General features: G+C 27.8%; 15 protein-coding genes and 2 tRNA genes. 8 read left to right on the top strand and 9 right to left on the bottom strand.

The genetic code is table 11. The annotated features are described in order from the left end of the window. The first annotated feature begins 702 nt into the window (after window positions 1–702). From thsA to ON24_RS08505, 3 genes are all read left to right on the top strand, one after another. On the top strand, window positions 703–2,322 hold the full coding sequence (thsA, locus tag ON24_RS08515; RefSeq protein ID WP_040682636.1) for a thermosome subunit alpha: 1,620 nt from the start codon (window positions 703–705) through the stop codon (window positions 2,320–2,322). A 305-nt stretch (window positions 2,323–2,627) separates the two neighbouring features. Beyond that, complete coding sequence (locus tag ON24_RS08510; RefSeq protein ID WP_236254934.1) at window positions 2,628–3,308, top strand: class I SAM-dependent methyltransferase; 681 nt, start codon at window positions 2,628–2,630, stop codon at window positions 3,306–3,308. 656 nt (window positions 3,309–3,964) lie between these two features. Then, on the top strand, window positions 3,965–5,455 hold the full coding sequence (locus ON24_RS08505) for a sodium-dependent transporter (protein WP_040682635.1): 1,491 nt from the start codon (window positions 3,965–3,967) through the stop codon (window positions 5,453–5,455). 773 nt (window positions 5,456–6,228) lie between these two features. Here ON24_RS08505 and ON24_RS08500 read toward each other — a convergent pair. Together ON24_RS08500 and ON24_RS08495 are read right to left on the bottom strand one after the other, a co-directional pair. After that, window positions 6,229–6,501, bottom strand: a complete 273-nt coding sequence (locus tag ON24_RS08500; RefSeq protein WP_016358159.1) for a hypothetical protein — start codon at window positions 6,499–6,501, stop codon at window positions 6,229–6,231. Window positions 6,502–6,511: 10 nt separating this feature from the next. After that, the gene (locus ON24_RS08495; protein ID WP_016358158.1) at window positions 6,512–6,802 is read right to left on the bottom strand and encodes a hypothetical protein; all 291 of its coding nucleotides are present in this window, start codon (window positions 6,800–6,802) and stop codon (window positions 6,512–6,514) included. Window positions 6,803–7,364: 562 nt separating this feature from the next. On the opposite strand from ON24_RS08495, the gene ON24_RS08490 reads away from it, so the two are divergent. Further along, window positions 7,365–7,439 (top strand) — tRNA-Gly (locus tag ON24_RS08490). A gap of 3 nt (window positions 7,440–7,442) precedes the next feature. Beyond that, a tRNA-Gly gene (locus ON24_RS08485) sits at window positions 7,443–7,516 on the top strand. A gap of 426 nt (window positions 7,517–7,942) precedes the next feature. Here the strand turns inward: ON24_RS08485 and ON24_RS08480 are convergent. After that, window positions 7,943–8,506, bottom strand: coding sequence for a flavin reductase family protein (locus tag ON24_RS08480; RefSeq protein ID WP_016358157.1), 564 nt, complete (start codon window positions 8,504–8,506; stop codon window positions 7,943–7,945). Window positions 8,507–8,961: 455 nt separating this feature from the next. Here ON24_RS08480 and ON24_RS08475 point away from each other — a divergent pair, with 455 nt between their 5' ends. From ON24_RS08475 to ON24_RS08465, 3 genes are all read left to right on the top strand, one after another. Then, entirely contained in the window at window positions 8,962–9,225 is a 264-nt protein-coding gene (locus ON24_RS08475; protein WP_016358156.1) for a hypothetical protein, read from the top strand. Window positions 9,226–9,247: 22 nt separating this feature from the next. After that, window positions 9,248–11,386 carry a heavy metal translocating P-type ATPase gene (locus ON24_RS08470; RefSeq protein ID WP_040682634.1) on the top strand — a complete coding sequence of 713 codons (2,139 nt, stop codon included), beginning with the start codon at window positions 9,248–9,250 and terminating at the stop codon, window positions 11,384–11,386. A 361-nt stretch (window positions 11,387–11,747) separates the two neighbouring features. Then, on the top strand, window positions 11,748–12,377 hold the full coding sequence (locus tag ON24_RS08465) for a cyclase family protein (RefSeq protein WP_016358154.1): 630 nt from the start codon (window positions 11,748–11,750) through the stop codon (window positions 12,375–12,377). 246 nt (window positions 12,378–12,623) lie between these two features. On the opposite strand, the gene ON24_RS08460 is transcribed toward ON24_RS08465, so the two are convergent. The 6 genes from ON24_RS08460 to ON24_RS08435 form a co-directional block, all read right to left on the bottom strand. Then, window positions 12,624–14,747, bottom strand: coding sequence for a hypothetical protein (locus ON24_RS08460; RefSeq protein ID WP_016358153.1), 2,124 nt, complete (start codon window positions 14,745–14,747; stop codon window positions 12,624–12,626). Window positions 14,748–15,063: 316 nt separating this feature from the next. After that, window positions 15,064–16,113 carry an aspartate-semialdehyde dehydrogenase gene (asd, locus tag ON24_RS08455; RefSeq protein ID WP_040682633.1) on the bottom strand — a complete coding sequence of 350 codons (1,050 nt, stop codon included), beginning with the start codon at window positions 16,111–16,113 and terminating at the stop codon, window positions 15,064–15,066. 20 nt (window positions 16,114–16,133) lie between these two features. Next, entirely contained in the window at window positions 16,134–16,955 is an 822-nt protein-coding gene (gene dapB / locus ON24_RS08450; RefSeq protein WP_016358151.1) for a 4-hydroxy-tetrahydrodipicolinate reductase, read from the bottom strand. A gap of 89 nt (window positions 16,956–17,044) precedes the next feature. Further along, on the bottom strand, window positions 17,045–17,938 hold the full coding sequence (dapA, locus tag ON24_RS08445; protein WP_016358150.1) for a 4-hydroxy-tetrahydrodipicolinate synthase: 894 nt from the start codon (window positions 17,936–17,938) through the stop codon (window positions 17,045–17,047). After that, window positions 17,935–19,161 carry an aspartate kinase gene (locus ON24_RS08440; protein WP_016358149.1) on the bottom strand — a complete coding sequence of 409 codons (1,227 nt, stop codon included), beginning with the start codon at window positions 19,159–19,161 and terminating at the stop codon, window positions 17,935–17,937. The genes dapA and ON24_RS08440 overlap by 4 nt, the downstream gene beginning before the upstream one ends. Window positions 19,162–19,588: 427 nt before the next feature. Then, window positions 19,589–21,850: a UvrD-helicase domain-containing protein gene (locus ON24_RS08435; protein WP_050553617.1), complete on the bottom strand. Its 2,262-nt coding sequence runs from the start codon at window positions 21,848–21,850 to the stop codon at window positions 19,589–19,591. Between the last annotated feature and the right edge of the window lie 329 nt (window positions 21,851–22,179).

The raw sequence follows: 22,179 nt of genomic DNA, 5'->3' as shown, positions 1-22,179 counted from the left end.
TTAAAATAATATCATTATAATTTATTAAAAAATCTTGAAATTTAAGTTATATATCTTAGCTAAAAAATTAACTAAATATTTATATTAATATATTATAAGTTTTTTAAACATATAAAATTATATGTTTTTTAAGGAAATTAAATAAAAAATTAGATTCATAAAAATTTTACAATACATTGAAAATTAAAAATGATTTTAAATTAACAATTCCATAGGATGATTAATATATTTTATAATAGTCACCCAAGAAATAGAAATCAGATATTAATCTTTAAAAAAAATTATTAAATTCTGAGATATTTTATTAGTTAAATTTATTGATTCAATAGAATAAAGGGACAATATTTCCTTAAATCGTGAAAAAAGAAATATGATAAGGAATCTATATTTTTAATCTGAAAATAAAATAATAATCATTGAAAATCATGATAAATTATTTTAGTTACAAAAATTTACTTTTAACCGTAAAGTATTTATATAACCTCTAACCCACTTCTATATGTAGATGTTTATTTTTAGATAATTTTTTAAATTTTTTTAAAAAAACTAACAAGGGTATAAACCATTATGTTATAGTATTAAAATGATTGAATGAAATGGTTATATTCTCTAAATACAAACATCAAGCAAAATTAAAGTCTAATTAGATAATTCTATTTAGATAATGATTATAAGAATTATTTTAAATATTGAGGTGAAATTATGGCACAACAAGGTCAACCAATATTCATTTTACCTGAAGGTACTAACAGGTTATTAGGTAAAGATGCACAAAGAAATAATATTTTAGCTGCTAAAGTTTTAGCTGAAACCGTAAGAACTACATTAGGTCCAAAAGGTATGGATAAAATGTTAGTAGACGGACTTGGAGATATTGTAGTAACTAACGATGGAGTTACTATCTTAAAAGAAATGGATATCGACCATCCTGCAGCAAAAATGCTTGTTGAAGTAGCAAAAACACAAGAAGATGAAGTAGGAGACGGAACTACTACTGCTGTTATCATTGCAGGAGAATTATTAAAACAATCTGAAGAATTATTAGATATGGATATTCACCCAACCATTATTGCAATGGGATACAGACAAGCTGCTGAAAAAGCTCAAGAAATTTTAGATGAGATTGCAATTAGCGATATTGATACTGAAACCTTAGAAAAAGTTGCAATGACTGCAATGACCGGTAAAGGAACTGAAAAAGCTCGTGAACCTCTTGCAAAATTAGTTGTTCAAGCTGTTGAACAAGTCGAAGAAGACGGAAAAGTAGATATTGACCACATTAAAATCGAGAAGAAAGAGGGTGCAGTTGTCGAAGATTCTGAATTAGTACAAGGTGTAATTATTGATAAAGAAAGAGTACACCAAGGTATGCCTTCAGAAATTGACGGTGCAAAAATCGCTATCTTAAACTCTGCTCTTGAAGTTAAAGAAACCGAAGTAGATGCAGAAATCAGAATCACAGATCCAAATCAAATGCAAGCATTTATTGAACAAGAAGAAAACATGTTAAAAGAAATGGTTGCAAAAATCTCCGATGCTGGAGCAAATGTATTATTCTGTCAAAAAGGTATTGATGACTTAGCTCAACACTACTTATCCAAAGCAGGAATCTTAGCTGTAAGAAGAGTTAAAAAATCAGATATTGAAAAATTATCAAGAGCTACCGGTGCAAACATCGTCAGTAATGTTGAAGATTTAACTAGTGACGATTTAGGTGAGGCTGGTTCAGTAATCGAGAAAAAAGTCTCTGGTGAAGATATGATCTTTGTAGAAGATTGTAAAGAACCTAAAGCTGTAACCTTACTTGTAAGAGGTAGTACCAAACATGTTGCAGACGAAATCAAAAGGGCTATTGAAGATGCTATTGGTGTAGTTGCTGCAACTATTGAAGATGGTCAAGTAGTTGCTGGAGGAGGAGCTCCTGAAGTAGCTATTGCAAAAAGATTAAAAGACTATGCTGAATCAATCAGTGGAAGAGAACAATTAGCTGTAAATGCATTTGCAGAAAGTTTAGAAGTTGTACCAAAAACTTTAGCTGAAAATGCAGGTATTGACAGTATCGATTCATTAGTAGATTTAAGAGCTGCTCATGAAAACTCAACCACCATGGGATTAAATGTATTCAATGGTAAAGTCACTGATATGAAAGAAGCTGGTGTTGTAGAACCTAAACGTGTCAAAAAACAAGCTATTCAATCTGCTTCCGAAGCTGCTGAAATGATTTTAAGAATCGACGATGTTATCGCATCTTCATCAGAAGGACCTGACCCATCCCAAATGGGCGGAGCTCCTGGAGCAGGCGGAATGCCACCTATGATGTAAATATAAAGGGATTACAAACACGGAGATAGAATCCTTCTATCTCTACCTTTTTTATAGAAAAATATCTTTAACCAAGCAACACTTATTTTAATATCCATTTTCTGATTTTAACCTAATATTAAAGTTTACAGTAAAGAATTTTAATATGTAAGATTTTAATTTTAAAGACCATTACTAATTTTTATAAAAAAAATATAATAATTAAAAGTTTAAAATCAATAAGCTTTAAAAATTATAAGTATAATATAAACTATATTATATTGTTAATCTAATTCTAAATTTAAACAATAATTAAGGTAATAATTATGAGTGCAAACGATAACCAAATGTCAGATAAAGACTTTAAAGAAATTAAAGAAAAAGAATCAGACGAACTAGTTCTTAACTGCCGTAAACCTGAAGGAGAACTTGGAGAGAAAATGATTCAAAGAATGAATAAGTCCCATGAAAACTTAGCACAATGGGGCGTAAGTCATTTAAACGTATGTGAAGATGATGACATATTAGACATTGGTTGTGGTGGAGGAGTTAATGTTAAAAGGTTTGCAGGTATGACTAACGGAAAGGTCTATGGAATAGACTACTCCAAGACTAGTGTTAAGGAATCTGAAAAATACAATAAAGAAGAAATTGAAAAAGGTCAAGTTAAGATACTTCAGGGATCTGTTTCAGAACTTCCTTTTGATGATGAAAGTTTTGATATTGTAAGCGGATTTGAAACCATATACTTCTGGCCAGATCTTTTAAACGATTTTAAAGAAATTCACAGAGTCCTTAAAAAAGATGGTGCAATTTTCATCTGTAATGAAGAGAGGAAAGATGAGGGACTAGAAGAAAGAATGGGAAATAGAATTGAATTATTGGACATGACTATCTTATCCGAAGATGAACTTGGTGAAATGTTAGCAGAGGCAGGCTTTAAAGACGTTACAACATTTACCAACACCAAAACAACATATTTATGTGCAATTGGTAGAAAAGAATAATCCATTTAAAAAAACTATTTCATTCAATTATTTTTTAAAATATTTTTATTTTTCCTTTAAATATTTTTTAAAAATATATAATACTCCTTTTTTATTATTCTAAATTTAAATACTTCTAAAAATAAATAAACCTATTTTTATTATTCTAATTTTAAACATTTCCAAATATAAAAAAAATCATCTTTTCATTTTTAAAAATTTTAAAATAAAAAAAAAACAATATCCAATTTTTTCCCGTTTTAAAATATTTTTTAAACATTTAAACTTAAGAATCTATATTAAAACTATTTTCTATATAATTGTATTCAATTTGAAGTAATCCCCAGAACAAGCCATAAAAGCTTAATCTAAAAAATATTGAAAAATTAAAAAAACTTAATAACAAACAAAAATAAATATATTTAAGTTGTAAAAATATGTGAAAAAAGTAAATATATCTGAATAAAACTTATATTTTAAATTCTCATATTAAACTTAGAAATTTATAATTTAATAAATAATAAATTATTTCAACTAATTAAGGATTTAAATTATTTAATCAATCAAATTTATTGTTTTAAATAAATCAATATTTTTTAAGATTTTTAATCCAATTCTTTTTTTAATAATAATTATGATTTAAATTATAAATCTTATTCATCATAGGTGAAATAAAGATGGCTAGTCAAAATCAAAAAGTTTGCCAATGGGACAGTACATTATCCTTTATTATGGCGATGATTGGATCTGCTATTGGACTTGGTAATATATGGAGATATCCATATGTAGTATATTCAAATGGTGGAGGGGCATTCCTTATACCTTACTTAATCTCTATTCTTCTTATGGCCTTACCTTATTTATATTTAGAATATGCAGTAGGTTTTGAATTTAAAACCTCTGTACCAAATATGTTTAAAAAGGTTAAGAGTAAGTTGGAAGTTGTTGGTTGGTTCATATGCTTAACCTCCTTCCTGATTCTATGTTATTATATAGTTATTATTGCATGGGATTTAATCTATTTCCTTTTAAGTTTCTCAAAAGGATGGGGAACTAATCCCGGTAATTTTTACACTAACACATTACTCCATAGTACCACATCAATTTCAGGACTTTCTACTGTTATATGGCCAATTGTAATATCCTTACTTGTATTATGGGTAATAATCTGGTACATTTCACACCAAAACTTAAATAATGGTATTGGAAAATTCAGTAAAGTCTTGATTCCAGCACTTATGGGAATCATGGCTATTGTAATTATTTATGGTGTAAGTTTACCTGGATCATATATTGGAATACAGACATTACTTACTCCAAAATGGGATGCATTGTTTGATCCGAATATATGGCTTGCAGCTGCAGGACAAATATTATTCTCATTAAGTTTAGGTTGGGGTGTAGTATCTACATATTCAAGTTACCTACCGGAAGATTCACAGCTTATTAAAAATGGAGCAATCGTTGCAATATCAAATTGTGGATTTGAATTCTTTACAGCTATTGGAGTATTTTCAATCCTCGGATTTATGTCACTTAGTCAAGGTGTTCCAATAGACCAAGTAATTACACAAGGTTCTGGACTTATATTTGTTGCATTCCCAACAGTATTTAACATAATGGGTAATTTTGCTTATGTTTTAGCACCATTATTCTTCTTATGTGTATTATTTGCAGGTATAACAACAACAATTTCCCTTCTTGAACCATTATCTCTTGGTATAACACGTAAATTCAAAATTAGAAGAAAAGTCATAGTAACTGTACTTTGTATAATCGGTTTCGGATTATCATTTGTATATGCTACAGGACTTGGAAATTATTTACTTACCATTGCAGATAGTTTCCTAAACGAGTTTGCAGTACTATTCGGTATTGTCCTTGAATGTTTAATCTTTGGTTGGTTATACAATATTGATAAATTACTGGATATTGTAAATAGAAATGCGAAATATAAATTTGGTAGCTGGTGGAAATATCTTATTAAATATGTGATTCCAATAATTTTCATAGCATTATGGTTAAATGGAATCTACACATTAATAACAACCAATAATTTATTCTCAATAACAGTTCAAGGAATAATTGCAGCAATACTCATAGTATTACCTATAGTCTTAACATTGCTTCCAAAAAGTGATAAGAAACTTGAAATTGAATGTGATTAAATGAATAATTTCATTTAATTAACTTTTTTTTATTTTTTTAATATAATTTAAATGCTATTTTTAAAACATTTCTGAATTTAGAAAGAATCCATACTACTTATAGAAAATATTTTCATAGAACACTCTTTAAAATTTGATATTGAATTTAGAAAAAATTATGCTATTTATAGAAAATAATTTCATCAGGTAATTTTTAAAAATAAGATCTTTAAAATCATATAATCATATAAACACACTTGTTATTTTAACTAAATTTTTAATATAATTAATTTGCTCTGAAAGTATTATAAAATAAAATAACATCATGTACATCTATTCAATAAATAATTAAAAAATTATTTAAGATATAAAAACTATTAGAAGTTTTATAGCATTCTTATTAAATAAGATTATCAATTATATTAAAAAATCTAAAGAGAACTATAAAATAAGCTTTTAAAATATCAAGGTCATAAAGCTATAAAAAATAATTAAAATATTAAATTAATTCGAAAAAAATAAGTCTAAGAGTTACTCTATCCTAACATGAAAAAATAAGGCATTTATCCACTGCGGATGAAAATGAAAATAAGTAGTTTACCAGAAAACAAAAATAGCATGTTTGAATAAATTTCCAAAAATATTTTTTGTGAGTTTAAAACTCAGCAAAAATATGAAAAAAGCCCTCAAAAAAGAATAACAAAACCAAAAGGTTTGTATTATTGAAAAATTGTTTTTTCTTGAAATAATAATAAATAATTCCATAAAATTTATATATTCATTTAAATTTTCATTTAAATAATATGAACTGCTTCTAACATTGATTGAATACCTAAAATAAATATTGCTAAACCACCGATAAATTCAATAGCATCAGCATATTTAATAGCAATTTTAGTTCCAAATGTACCAATTAATAACCATATTATAACTAATATTAAACTTAATCCACCTAAAACAATAGGATCTACTCCTGCAGTAACACCTTGGGAAGCTAAAACTAAGTTTTCTATGTTACCAAATATGATTAATGGTAAAAATGGTTTTATTTCATTCATAAATGACATTATAACACCTTTAGTTTCCGTCGTTACTTCCAATAAGATGTGTTGCTTGAAGCATAGATTGTAAACCTAATATGAAAATAGCTAAACCACCAATAAAGTTGATTGCATCAGCATATTTAATTGCAGCTGCAGTAGCTAAAGTACCAATTAATAACCAAATTATAACAGCAACAATACTTGCTAAACTTAATTTTTTCATATCTGCCTTGGCAACTACTCCTTGTGAAGCAAGAATTAAGTTTTCTATGTTACCAAATATTAAAAGTCCTAAAAATGGAACATAAGCACTTAAATCAAACATCTAATCACCATATATGATTTTTTTATTATTTTTTTAAGAAAATAACAAACAATTTTTTTTTACTCTTAAAGAGAGTAAAAAATAATATCTAAAGGAATCGAACCCTTTTTAAATCACCAGATAATATTAAAATAAAATTATTTAATAAAATCAATAATATCAATATTGATAGATATTTAATAAAATTAATAAATAACAATATTTTTATAGGTTTTATAATATTTAAATGTTGTTATAATAACATTATTATATTCATAAAATAGAATATAAATATTTATGGAATATAAGAAATTAAACCGTAAATATTAAGCAATGATTAATATAGATCCTTTTGGAAATATAACTGAAAAAATATAGAATTTACCATAGAAAAATAAGAATATATAAATGGTAATTTCTTAAACCAATGAAAATATAAATGAAAATCAGAAGATGATTAAAATTTTTCAAATAATTAATTAGAATATTAAAATAAAAAATTTGAAAAAAATCAGATAAAAATAGAAAGCTTTATATAGTATGATAACAAAAATAATTATGTTGTATGAAAGTACAATCAAATGCGGTGTTAGTCCAGCCTGGTTTAAGACTCTAGCCTGCCACGTTAGAGACCCGGGTTCAAATCCCGGACGCCGCATAAGCAACCGTGGTATAGTCTGGTTATTACTTTGGCCTTCCAAGCCAAAAACCCGGGTTCGAATCCCGGCGGTTGCATGCTTTTTTTGTATGTTTTTTAGATTAATCAATACTTTCAGCTATTTTTGTTGATTAATCTAAATTTATACTTTACTAATTTTGATTAATAAACATATTATTGCTAGTTTAATTTTTAAATGAATAAATCTATTTTTAAAATAATTGAAGAATAAGATTTTGATATTCCATCAATGGATTTTAACTTTTAAGATAATTGAAAAATAAGACCTTGATATATTATCAAAAATTGAATTTTAACTTAAACATAATAAATGGCATTTATACATTATCAAAAATCAAAAGGGAATATAGATATAACTAAAAAAAGTATGTTGAAAATTCTTAAATTAATCATGAAAAAAGGTATTACTCTTTAATTTAAGTTTTACCCTTTTTAATGAAGAAAAAAAGTTTAAAATTATATAAAAACTATTTTTATACAAATTAATTAAATAACTCCTTACCATCTGAAAAAGCAGATCCAACTACCTCTCCAATAACACGATAGGAATTAGTTACAGAATCAAATATGATAGGTTCTAATTTTTCAATAGAGATATTTCCATCATCATCCAATATTGATTCATCTGCTGAGACATTTACCGCTTCACCAACAACTCTTAATTCACCTAAAGTTTCCTTCATTTCTATGACCTTAAATTCAATAGTTAAAGGATATTCTTCAATAATTGGAGCGTCAACCTTTTCTGCTTTGATTACACTTACACCAGATTCAGCAATTTTATCAGCATCATTTCCTGAACGAAGACCGAAATAATCAGATAATTCCTCAGTGCTTTTAGTTGCAAAGCTTACAGTGAAAGCCTCTTTTTCCTTAAGGTTCTCCACAGTTTTATGTGCTAGGCCTAAGTTTAATGCTATGTGATTTGGTCCACATTGACCTCCCCATGCAACATTCATAACATCAGCGTTTCCATCTTTATCATAAGTACCAACCATTAAAACCGGTGATGGTATTATTTTTGTAGTATCTAAATTTTTTCTCATAATATCATCTATTCTTATTTGTTATCATAAAAAATAATCAATCTTATAATATAATATAATATTATTTTATTACTATTTAAATAATTAATTAATACACTTATTTTTACAAAAATTAGGCAAAATAAATTAAATTTAAAACACATTTATTTTAGATTTAAGCATTTTATAAAAATGAAACAATTTTAAAAAATTAATTCAAACCAATAAAGACTATTTATTAATATTTATTTTTTAATAATATATAAAAATTATTAATAAAGTTTTAGTTTACCTAAAAAAATCAAAAGTTTTAAATATAAATTTTTATAAAAACTAAAATTGCCTAAAAATTTTAGGTATACTAAAAAATAAGTATAAAATTTTTTATAAAAGCTAAAATTATCTAAAAATTTTAGGTATATCTAAAAGTGGGTGTAAAAATTAATTATATAAAAATTTACAAGGAGTGTCGAAAAATGAGCGACTATTGGGACGAAATTTGTGAACATAGAGAAGCATTAATATTTTTAGGAGGAATTGCTACTGCATATATTGGAAAAAAAATCCTTGAATCACAGCAAGTAAAAAAAGCTTGTACTCAAGGGATGGCATCAGTTATGGCAGTGAAAAGAGATGCTGAAGAATGCTATCAAGATATGAAAGAAAATGCAGAAGATATCGTTGTTGACAGTAGTAAAGCTGAGAAAAAACAAATATATGCAGATTCTAAAAAAGAATAGAACCATATCTCAAGGCTAAACTATGAAATATCAAATAGTGTATGACAACCAGACCAGATTAAGGGTCCGTTCTGGTAAAAATGCATTTACTGAATATGAAGGATATGGTCTTAGTGAACTACTTTTGGAAAATGATTTTATTAAAGATGTAAGAACTTCCCATAGAAATGGAAGTATCTTAATTAACTATTACAACATAGAAGATAAAGATAAGATTTTAAGAATATTAGATAATATTGGAATGGAGGATTTATTTGAAGGAAAGCCAAGTCCTAAAAACGAATCTAATGAAATTACAAATAAATTCTATCTAAAGATTATTAAAAAACTTATTAAAAGATATTTGATTAGACCTTTTTTACCATTAGACATTAGAAATGCTATAACTCTAATTAAAGCTGTAAAATATATAGCAAAAGGTCTAAACAGTTTAACAAGCTTTAGAATTGATGTAGATTTACTTGATGGATCTGCTGTTACAGGTTCATTACTTAAAAAAGACTTTGAACCTGCAAGTTCAATGATGTTCTTACTTTCAATCTCAGATTTACTTGAGGAATATACTGTACAAAAATCAAAAAGTACATTTAAAGAAAGTTTAAGCTTAAACATCGATACCGTATGGCTTGTAAGAGATGATGGAACTGAAATAACCTATCCATTAGCAGACATTAAAAAAGGAGATAAAGTTAAAATCCATATGGGAGATATGATTCCTGTAGACGGAAAGATTGTTGATGGAGAAGGAATGATTAATGAATCCTCAATGACTGGTGAACCTTTAGCAGTACATAAAGACATTGGTAAAACCGTTAATGCAGGTACAGTACTTGAAGAGGGAAATATCGTAATCGAGGTTTATTCTGTAGATCAAGATACAAGGTTAAACAATATTGTTGAATTAATCGAAAATTCAGAAAATCTAAAAGCTGAAACCGAAAGCAAAGCTGTTGAATTAGCTAATTCACTAGTTCCATATAGTTTTGTTTTAACATTCTTAACTTATCTATTTACAAGGGATAGTACAAAGGCATTATCCGTTTTAATGGTAGACTTCTCATGTGCAATAAAATTAACCACCCCATTATCAATCATATCAGCTATGCGTGAAGCATCCGATAATAGAATGATGATAAAAGGTGGAAAATTCATCGAGAAATTTGCAACAGCAGATACAATTGTATTTGATAAAACTGGAACATTAACACATGCAAGTCCTAAAGTAGTAGATGTAATTCCAACTGGAAATTACACAAGAGACGAAGTGTTAAAGATGTCAGCTTGTATTGAGGAGCATTTTGCACACAGTATTGCAAAAGCAATTGTAAAACAAGCTGAGGCTGAAGGATTAAACCATAAGGAAGAACATAGTGAAGTTGAATATATAGTAGCTCATGGAATTGCAACTAGATACAATGACAAAAGAGCTGTAATAGGTAGTAAACACTTCTTATTTGAAGATGAGAAGGTTGAAATTACCGAAGAACAGAAAAAATTAATTGATGAAAAAGTTAAAGAAAATTCTGTAATATATTTAGCTATCGACAATAAACTTGAAGGATTAATCTGTATTAATGATCCTGTACGTGATGAAGCAAAAGATGTTATAACAAGACTTAAAACAATGGGCATTGAAAACATTATCATGTTAACAGGTGATAGTGAAAGTGGTGCACGAAGTATTGCCGAATCAATTGGAATAACAAATTATAAATCTCAAGTACTTCCAGAGGATAAAGCAAATATAATTGAAGGATTAAAAGAAGAAGGAAAAACAATCATAATGGTTGGTGATGGCATTAATGATTCACCAGCATTAGCAGCTGCAGATGTTTCTGTATCCATGAAGAATTCATCTGACATTGCAAGAGAGGTAGCAGATATTTCCTTATTATCAGACAATTTATACGATTTAATAACTTTAAGAATTTTAAGTCGTAAAATGTTAGATAAGATCAATAGTAATTACCACAAAATCGTTGGAATAAATGGTACTTTAATTGCATTAGGAATTCTTGGTATAATCACACCTTCAACATCCTCAACAATACACAATTTATCCACAATGTTACTTGGAATAGCAAGTACAAAGTCAGTATTGAGAGATAAAGATAAGATGTTAAATCCAGCTAATGATGAGATTAAACCTATAAATGCATAAAACAATTTTATATTTAAAAAGGGAGTTAAATCTCTTTTAAATATTCATCCTTTTTTTAAAGATTATATAAATAGATATAAAATCGATTTTTAATTGATTAAATATTTTAAATAAACAAAAACCATAAACTGATTTTAAAATAAAAACTGATTTTTAATTAGTATACCACTTTTTAATAAACAAAAAATCATTTTAAACTGGTTTTAAATAAAAACCATTTTTAATTAGTATAATTTTTTAACTAATAAAGATTATTAAAGCTGATTCCAAATTAAAAATAATTTTCAAATAATAAGCTAATTTTTAAATTAATAAAAACTATTTCAATATAAATTTTAATCATTAAAGCCTAATTCTAATTATGAAATTCATTGATTTAACACATAAACTTGAAAATAATATTAAGCCATATCCAGGAGATCCTGATTTAAATATAGAATATATTGATTCATTAAATAACAATGGAGAATGTAATTTATCAAAACTTACAAGTTCAAACCATACCGGAACCCATATTGATAGTCCTTATCATTATTTTAATAACCTAGATAAAATACCTGATTTAGAATTAGAAAATTTAATTGGTCCATGTAATATTTTAGATGCAAGTCCTGTAAAGAGAAATGATGACATCAATGTTAATGATATAAAAAATATCCCAGAAAGCCTTGAGAAAATAGTTGTTTTAAAAACATTATGGGCTAAAAATTTTAATAGTGATAAGTATTTTCTTAATAATCCTAGCTTAAGTATTGAATTTGCTAAACTTTTAGTTGAAAATGATGTTTCATTAATTGCTACAGATATGTCAAGCCCCGATTTTTATGGAGAAACTAAAATCCATAAATATTTACTGAAGAATAACGTGTTAATTATAGAAAATCTATGTAATTTAGACTTACTTAAAAAAGATAAATACTACGGATATTTTATTCCGCTGAAAATCAATAGTGAAGCAAGTTTAATAAGAGCATTTGTTAGAGATATCTAATATTAATTAAAATAAATCAAATTATTAATATAATAACAAAAACAGCCCACAGATAAAATAGATAAAGAATAAAAAACAATAAAATGAAACTTAAAAGCGAAGGATGAAAATCCAAAAAACAGTGAAAAAACAATAATAACAAAATCAGAAAATAATTTAAATCCTGAAAAATAATAAAAATCCTAAAAAAAATAGAAAAAATAAAAAAAATCTTAGAAAAATTAGATAAAGAAAAATTAAAGGTATCTATTTACCTACAATATCCTCTGCTATTTTTTTATAGATAACCTCATCTCCCTCTTCATAAGATTCCATATAACCCTTTCTAACTAATTTCTTCAAGATGTTTTGAACACTTGCAAGGGATATTTTATCAAATGCTACACTCTTAATATACTCATGAATATCCTTTGCATTCATAGGCTCATTTGGAATTAAATTAAATACTTGGGATTGGAATGAAGTTAAATCTGTTTTTGGAGGAATGAGTAGTTTATTGTATAATATTTTAATTTCCTCAAGATCTTTAATGGTTTTATCCTTTTCTTCAATCTCTTTTTTAAGTTCCTGATTCTCTTCATTTACAGAATCAGAATCTCCATCTTCAATATTCTTGATTTTACTTTGAAGTTGTTCTAAGTTTTCTAAATCAGAATTGTGTTGAGCCTCAAGTTCAGAGAATAAATCCTTGATTTTTTCCAAACGATCAATTTTCTCATCTTTAAGCTCATTCTCTTTTTTAAGCCTATCATATTCTTGTTTAGATATTGAATTGGTTTTAAGTTCTGAAATTTCCTTATCCTTACTGGATAAATCAGATTTAACAGAATTAAGTTCTTTCTGAATGTTATCAAATCTATCTTTATCAACGGTATTATTTTTAACAGAGGCAATTTCATTATCCTTTTTAAGAATATTTTCTTTAACAGAATCAAGTTCAGATTTAACTCTATCATATTCTGCTTTAGCAATAGATGATGATTTTAATTGATTTAACTCACTAGAAACTTCATCGAATTCATTTTTAGAAACTGCATTAGATTTTAATTCATCTAACTCTTCAGAAACTTTATCATAGATATCTTTTGAAATTGAACTATTTTTAACATGCTGTAGTTCAATTTCCAAATTAGTATAATCTTCTTTTGAAACAGCTGAATCTTTGACAGTCTGTAATTCCTCTTTTAAATCATCATAAATTTCCTTAGGAACTGCACTTGATTTATATGTCTCAAAATCATTTACTAGAACATTATATTTTTCTTTATTTACAGTGCCTTCCCTAATTTTTTTCAATTCCTGACCTAATTCTTCATATGAAGTTTTGGAAACTGTGGAATCTTTTAGTTCATTATAATCTTTTTGTAAATCAGTATATAATGTTTTATCTACAGTTGATGATTTCAAATCAGATATTTCACGGTCTTTGGAACTTAATAAATTGTTAGCATTATCCAATTTATTCTTTAAATCAATATGATCCTCAGAGGATACAAGATTTTCATTAAGAGTATCCAGTTCATGAGTTTTAACTGATAAAACCTGTTTTGTATGATCCAATTCATTCTTGACATTGGAAAGTTCTTTGTTAGACTCTTGTAACTCCCTAATACTTTGGTCTTTAGATTGAATTACACCTTTCAATTCTGTAAACTGAGCATATAAACTATCATAATCAGATTTTGGAATAGAATCCTCCTTAAGAACAGTGATTTCATCTTCCTTTTCTTCCAGTCTATGTTTGGTATTAGAAAGTTCATCTTTGAGTTCTATATAACTATCTTTAGATTCTATCTGATTTTTAAGTCCAATGATTTGGATTTTATACTCATCAATATTCTTAGACAATGATTTAATCTCATCATCTTTCTCATTGATGATATCTATTTTTTCATGAATCTTCTCATCATTTAAAGATTCATCTTTCCTAAATCCTTCAAGAACATCTTCAAGTGATGTTTTAATTGAGTTAATATCATCTTCAATAGCAAGGCGTATGGATTTAATATTATTATCAAAATCGCTTAATTGGCGAATTTTTTCATCTTGGTTACTTATAAGGTTTTCATTGTCTATGATGATTTTATTTTTAACATTTAACTCTTCATTCTTATCATTGATTACAGATTGTAAATCGTTCATTTTCTCTTGAACATCTAATTTATACTGCATAAGTTCATTTTCTTTATTGTTTAAATCAGATTCCAATTTATTTATAGTCTCATCATGTTCAAGTTTTATTTTTTGATTCTGTAAATCAATCCTATCCTTTTCAGCAGCAGCTAAATCTGTTTTTAATCTGTTTATCTCCAATAAGCAAGATCTAACTAATGCTTGAAGAGTCTCCTTCTCATCATTTTCAAAAACCATTATTCTCCCAACTAAACCTTATAAATAAAATATAAATGAAATAAAAATCCCAAACACTTTATTCCACAGCAATAATAAAATTTATCATGAAAATTCCAATGAAAATAGACATTTTTAAGATAATTTCATAGTACAAATTATTAAAATGACTAAGAAATTAAAATAATTTTCAATATTCTATTTCATTAAATTATATAATATTTATTATATATTTTAATTATATTTAAACTTAATTACAAAAAATAGCCTAATGTAAAGTAAATAATAAGAAAATACAAAAAATTAAAGAAAAAAAGAAAAGTTTTTTGAAAAAATATTAAAGTATTTCTTTATTGATTAGTTCTGCATTTAATACTGATGCTCCAGCTGCACCTCTAACTGTATTATGTCCAACTAAAACATATTTAAAACTGTTGTCCATAGCAGCATCTTTTCTTACACGGCCAACAGTAACAGCCATTCCACCATCAGCACTCCTATCTAATCTAGGTTGTGGACGGTCCTCTTCTTCTTTAACAATTACAGGATTTTTTGGAGCAGAATATAAACCTAATTCCTGTGGACGACCTTTGAAATTAGCCATAGTTTGTTTAATATCATCAATATCCTCATCTTTATCGAGTTCAACAAAAACAGCTTCGGTATGTCCATCTACAACTCCAACCCTATGACATGAAGCGGATAATTTGAAATCAGCATCTTTTACAACACCGTCTTCAAAGCTTCCCAATAGTTGTAAAGTTTCACTTTCCATCTTTTCCTCTTCATTACCAATATATGGGATAATATTATCAACTATTGCCATAGATGGAACACCATTATAACCTGCACCAGATATTGCTTGCATAGTTGAAACATAAACCTTGTTAATATTATATGCATCGTATATAGGTTTCAATGTTAAAGTTAATGCAATAGTAGAACAATTAGGATTGGTTACAATGAAACCGTCCCATCCCCTGTTTTTTTGTTGTGTTTCTATTAAACCTAAGAACTCAGGATTAACCTCAGGGATAACAAGAGGAACATCTGGTACCATTCTCATTGCACTAGCATTAGATGCTACAATATAATCTTGAGCAAATGCTGGTTCAATCTTAGCAGCAAAATCTGTTGGAAGTGATGAGAATAGGATATCAACATCATTAGACATAGCTTCAGGTTTGGTTTCACAGACTTCAATATCCTTAACAGATTCAGGCATTGCCTCATCAAGATACCAAGTAGTTGCATCTTCGTAGCGTTTACCTGCAGAACGTTCTGATGCTGCAAGGGCAGTAATGTCGAAATCAGGATGTTTATCTAAAAGTTGGATGAATCTTTGTCCAACCATACCTGTTGCACCAAGTATACCTACATTTACCATTTAATCAACTCTCTAAAATTTTAATTTAATCCTAATACATCAGTCATATCAGAAACTTTACCGTTTTCAGCATCAGGAATATATCTAATAGCCCTAATTACACCTGCAATGAAAACTTCCCTTTTATGAGCCATATGTTTAATCTCTAATCTTTCACCGTCACCGACATAGAGCACAGTATGATCACCAGTTATATCTCCACCACGGATAGCATGAACTCCAATTTCTTGTTTGGTTCTTTTACCTACATGGCCATGTCTTCCATAAACTGCTACCTCTTCAGGATCTCTTCCTAAAGCATCACAAACTGTTTCTAAAGCAGTCATTGCAGTTCCAGAGGGAGCATCTTGTTTCTGATTATGGTGAGCTTCAATAATTTCAATATCGTAATCATCTAAAATAGGTGTTAAATCACGGATAACTTTAAAGAATACGTTTACACCAATGGAGAAATTGGAAGTAATAACTGCCTTTACATTATTATCTTCAACAGCCTTTTTATTTGCAGCTTCTTGTTCAGGTGAAAATCCGGTAGTTCCCACAACAATATTTACTCCACATTTTGTAGCGGTTTGAATTGTTTGTGCTGCAGCTGCAGCAATAGTGAAATCAACTAAAACATCAGGTTTTGTTTCTTTTAATGTTTCTTCTAATTTTTCAGAACCAACAATTGGTACTCCAAGTTCATCAATACCTGCTTGAATACCAATATCTTTACCTTCAAGAGGTGTGTTAGGTATTTCAATAGCTGCAACAACTTCCATATCATCTTGTTCAGTAATTCTTCTAACAATACCAGAACCCATTCTTCCAGCAGCTCCAGTAACAGCAACTTTAATCATATTTATTAACTCCATACTTTTTAAATAAAATTAAAAAAAATAAAAATAGTGTTTAAATTTAAATAAACTATTAATCTACAATTAGAAATCTAAATAAATCCGTCTTTTTTAAGAACATCCTCTAAAACTTTTTTAGTATCCTCTTTAATAGGTGCAAGAGGTAATCTTAAAGGTCCTGCAGGTTTACCCATCATATGATAAGCAGCTTTTGCAGGAGCAGGACTAGTTTCTAAGAATAATGCTTTAATTAATGGCAACATTTGATAATGTAATTCCCTTGCTTCATCATATTTACCTTCCTGAATACAATGAACCATTTTAACCATCCTTACAGGATCAACATTTGCAGATGCACTAATAACACCCTTAGCACCAATGGACATTAAAGGAAGTGTTAAACCGTCATTACCAGATAAAACATTAATATCATCTAAAAGATCATTATCTCTTAAAAGTGAGAATGTATGACTTGTTTTATCTAAACTTGGATTAGCCTCTTTAATAGCTGTAACTTTATCGAGTTTTGCAATTTCACAGATAGTTTCAGAAGCCATATCAACACCGGTACGTGATGGTACATTATAAGCAATAATATCCAAATCTGCATTATCATTTAATGTTTTATAATGTTGAACTAAACCATGTTGTTGAGGTTTATTATAATAAGGAGTAATTACAAGTCCATAATCAACACCAACATCTTGACAGAATTTAACAAGACCTAATGCCTCATCAGTAGAATTACTACCTGCACCAGCAATAGTTGCTACCCTACCATTAACTTCATCAACAAAGATTTCAATCAATTTTCTATGTTCTTCATGGGTCAAAGTAGCTGACTCACCAGTGGTACCAGCAGCAAGTAAGCCTTCAACCCCACTATCAATATAAAAGTTTATATTTTCTCTAAAACCTTCTTCATCGATTTTATTATCTGATGTAAAAGGAGTAATCATTGCAATAGCAGTTCCTTCAAATTTCAATTTAAAACCTCCCTAACAAGTTTAAGTGCTTTTTCTCCATCTTCCCATTCAACAAATAGAATAACAGCAGACTGTGAAGAAGAGATTTCTACTATATTAACATTATTTTTATGTAACGGATTAGTAATATTTGCAATAATACCCGGTGATTCAGCTTGACTGAATTCAGGACTAACAACAGTCAACATTGCAATATCTTCACCCATTGAAATTGAACTTAAATTATCAATATTAACAACTAAACGGTGCAATAAATGATAAGCTCTATCTGAATCTTTTTTACTTACCACAACAGTCATAGAGTTTTCTCCAGCAGAAATACCATAAATATTAATATCATTTTCTGCAAGAATGTTAGTTAAGTTTGCAAGTAATCCTTTAGCTTCAATCATATGTTCTCCAACAACAGCTAATATGGATAATTTCTCAGGATATAATATTGCTCTTTTAAGCATCCCATCCTCAAAAGGACCGACAATTTCAGTTCCTTTATCTGATAAATCACATTTCTCAAAACTGATAATTTTAGCTTTAATCATCGGATCTTTATATTTTAAAGCATTGGGATGTAAAACCTGTGCACCATGTAAAGCAATATCCCTCATTTCTTCAACTGAAATTTTATCTAGTTTTTCAGCTTCTTCAATCTTTCTAGGATCGGTACTCATTACACCATCCACATCTGTTACAATTACAACCTCACTAGCTTTAAGTGCATGACCTAGGAAGAAAGCGGTTACATCACTACCTCCCCTGCCAATGGTAGTTATTTCATTATTAGGACCTCTACCTAAAAATCCGCAGATTACCGGAATAACACCTTGGTCTAAGAGCTGTGAAATTTTTTTAGATTGATATTCAGAAGCTTTATAATTTATTTTAGCATTTAAAGGACTATTATCAGTTATAATAGGCCAAGCATCATTATAAGGATCAACAAATGTAGATTTTACACCTAATGATTCAATTGTAGATGCAAATACTCTAGTGCTAGTCATCTCACCCATGGATAAAATTTCTGCCATTTGTTGAGAAGATACATCATCACCCATTGCATCACTAGTAACTTCTATTAAATCATCAGTAGTCTTGTTTATAGCAGATACTACAACCACTATTTGATTTCCTTTCATATACTCATTTACGACAGATTGTGCCGCTTTTTTTATTCTAGAACCATTTCCAACCGAGGTTCCTCCAAATTTCGCCACAATTAATTCCATTAAAATTCACAACCATAAAATTTAAGAAAATTATAATAATAAAAATAATTAATTAATTATCTATAAAAATAATTATTTTTCTTCAAATTTTAAAATTATTATACAGTGATATTTATAATAATACATATTAATAAATTTTAGCAAATAATAGAAGAATCTTAAATTTTAATTGAAATAAAAATTAAATAGTTAAAAAAATCAGTTAATTAAAAAAAAGAATATTAATTGAAATAAAAATCAAAGGATTAAAAAATCAATCAACAAAAAAAGATTCAAATTGAAAAGATCAAAAACCATTGACAAAAGAGATTCCGATTAAAAGAAAAATCCATCTATTGAAAGAATACATCATTTGGTATCTAGGTTAAGATAAAATTAAAATCTTAAACCTATTTATATAAAAAAAATTTTAACATTAGAAAGAATGTTATTTAGTTTCTGGATTATGGTAAACATCAAAGGAATCCTTAAACTCGTCTAATGCATAATAAGATTCTAACTCCTTTATAAATGAGGATTTTTCACGGAGATTTGTAAATAAGAAAACATAGTTTCTGGTTCTGGATAATGCTACATAAAATAAACGGCGCTCTTCCAAACTACGTTTTAAACCTATATCATTACCATTACTTACATAATCAAGTAAACCGCTATTTTTAACCTGACTTGGAAAGTTATCATTGACTATTATAATTACATTATCCGCTTCCAAACCTTTGGATACGTGAATGGTTTTAAATTGGATATCCAATCTATCTTCCTTTTTTACATTGGAATTTTTAGGATAAGTGATCCTTAGATTATTAGACTTTCCAATCTTACTCGGATTTTTTGAGAAGAAGGAACGTGGGGATAAATAGGCTTTAATATCCTCCCTATTTCTTGAAAGTACAAGTAAACTAGAACCTGGAAACTTACAGGTTAAATCCATTAAAAGATCTTCAAACAATTTAACCCTACTTGTCTTACCATAATTATAATAGATTAATTGTATTGGTGCTTTCTTTATTGAAACATCAGAGACCAAATCCTTTTTAATCTGTTTTTCATTGGACAATACAAATTTACTTGCAACATCAATCAATTCCTGAGAATTCCTATAGGTTTTAGATGTAAAGACAATTTTCGGATTCCTGAAATACTTCGGAAAGTTATTAAACAAATCCAAATCGGTATCCCTAAAACCATAAATAGATTGCCAATCATCACCTACCACTATAATTTTTGCATTGGTCTTGTCCTTAATAGCCCTAATTAGTCTATAATTCATGTAGGAAGTATCCTGATACTCATCGATTAATATATAATCATAATTATCTTTTATACCATATAATTCAACAAGGGGTATTGATTTATTTATCATATCTGAAAAATCGATAAAATTATTCTTAAGCAGATATAATTCATATTCAATATAAAATTTCTTTGCAATATCCAAGAATATTAAACGTTCATCCAGATATTCATCATAGTCATATTGATAGAATTCATCAAACTTATCAATAGTATAGTTGTTACGTTTAAATCTTTCTGTAAACTCCTCGATTAAACCTGGAAGAGCACAGTTTTGCAGGACATAATTGTATTCTTCCATTACCAGTTCTTCACGGGAATAATTTCTATTCTTATTTATATAATCATTAAAACCCCTTTTAAATACCTTAAAATAGTTATATGCTAATTTGATAACATCTTTCATCTCATCAATAGATAGACTATTCTTAAATCGTTTAATGAAAAAATCAGCAAAATCCATAGGACTGCCATATACAGTATTGTCATAGGACCTTATGATTTTACGACCTAAAGCATGGAATGTACGGGTTTCAATATCCTTACCCAAGGTTTTATAAAGTTTATCTTTAAGTTCAAAAGTAGAATTAGAACTAAATGACAAACATAGAATATTGTTTGGATTTACACCCTTAATTTCAACTAGATACTTTACCTTAGCAATTAGTGTTAAGGTTTTACCAGTACCTGCACCGGCAATGATCTGTTCATTATCACAGTCTACAACCACTGCCAACTTCTGATAATCATCCAAACTACAGGATAGAATATTATTGAAAAAAGATTTATTCTCATTTAATTCTGCTTTTAAATCAGAGGACATGTTATCCAGATTGATTTCCTCATAATCTCCATTAAAATATTCGATATCCCCCAGATCATAACCCTTAATTAAATTATTGATTTTATTATCAAATCCCTTCAATATCTCAATTTCCTTAGAGTATTTCCTCATATGGAGATTTTTATTTAAAGTATTTGATCTGTCAATTATCTTATTCTGTTTAATACTGCCATTAGAATCAAATAGTTCGTTTACATCTTTATTTTTCAGGTTTTCAGATTTTTTAGTTTCATTTATCTCATGACTAGTTTTATTGAAATTATATGAGCCGATTTTAATAACCTCAACATCACCATCATCAAGGGATTTCATGGCTGTATAGAATAAGTCTCTTTTCGTTATATTCCTTGACCTTACATATTCAGATAAATATTCGGCAAAATCATCACCTAAGTCAATATTATGAACCTTGACATGTTTAGGATTCTCATATTTGACAATAGGTAAATCGTTTAATGAGATATATAAAACTTTACCAAGAAGAAGATCATCTAAATCCTCATTTAACTTATTTGCAAATTGGCTAAACCGATTATAAAAGTCTTTTTCCATAAATATTTTTTCCTTAATAAAAAATCCCCCGACTACAATTTCCCAAATGCATAAGTTAGATTTATAAGAATTAGAACTAGTTATAAAATTCTATTTTATAATCTAGAATATCTATTTTTTAATATTTATTATTTTATTTAACACTGAAATTAATAAGGGTTTAATATTTTATAAAACCCGCCAAAAATAAAAAAATCATTAAAGCAGGATTAATAAGATTAATAAGAAATCCATAAGAATATTCAAATAAACTATAAGAAATTAAAAAATAGCCTGAAATAAGAATACTGTTAAAATAACTGAAAATATCACAATAAAACCATAGAATA

Origin of the sequence: Methanobrevibacter boviskoreani JH1, assembly GCF_000320505.1 — an archaeon.
GTDB lineage: Archaea > Methanobacteriota > Methanobacteria > Methanobacteriales > Methanobacteriaceae > Methanarmilla > Methanarmilla boviskoreani.
This window is presented reverse-complemented; position numbering and strand designations above follow the sequence as displayed.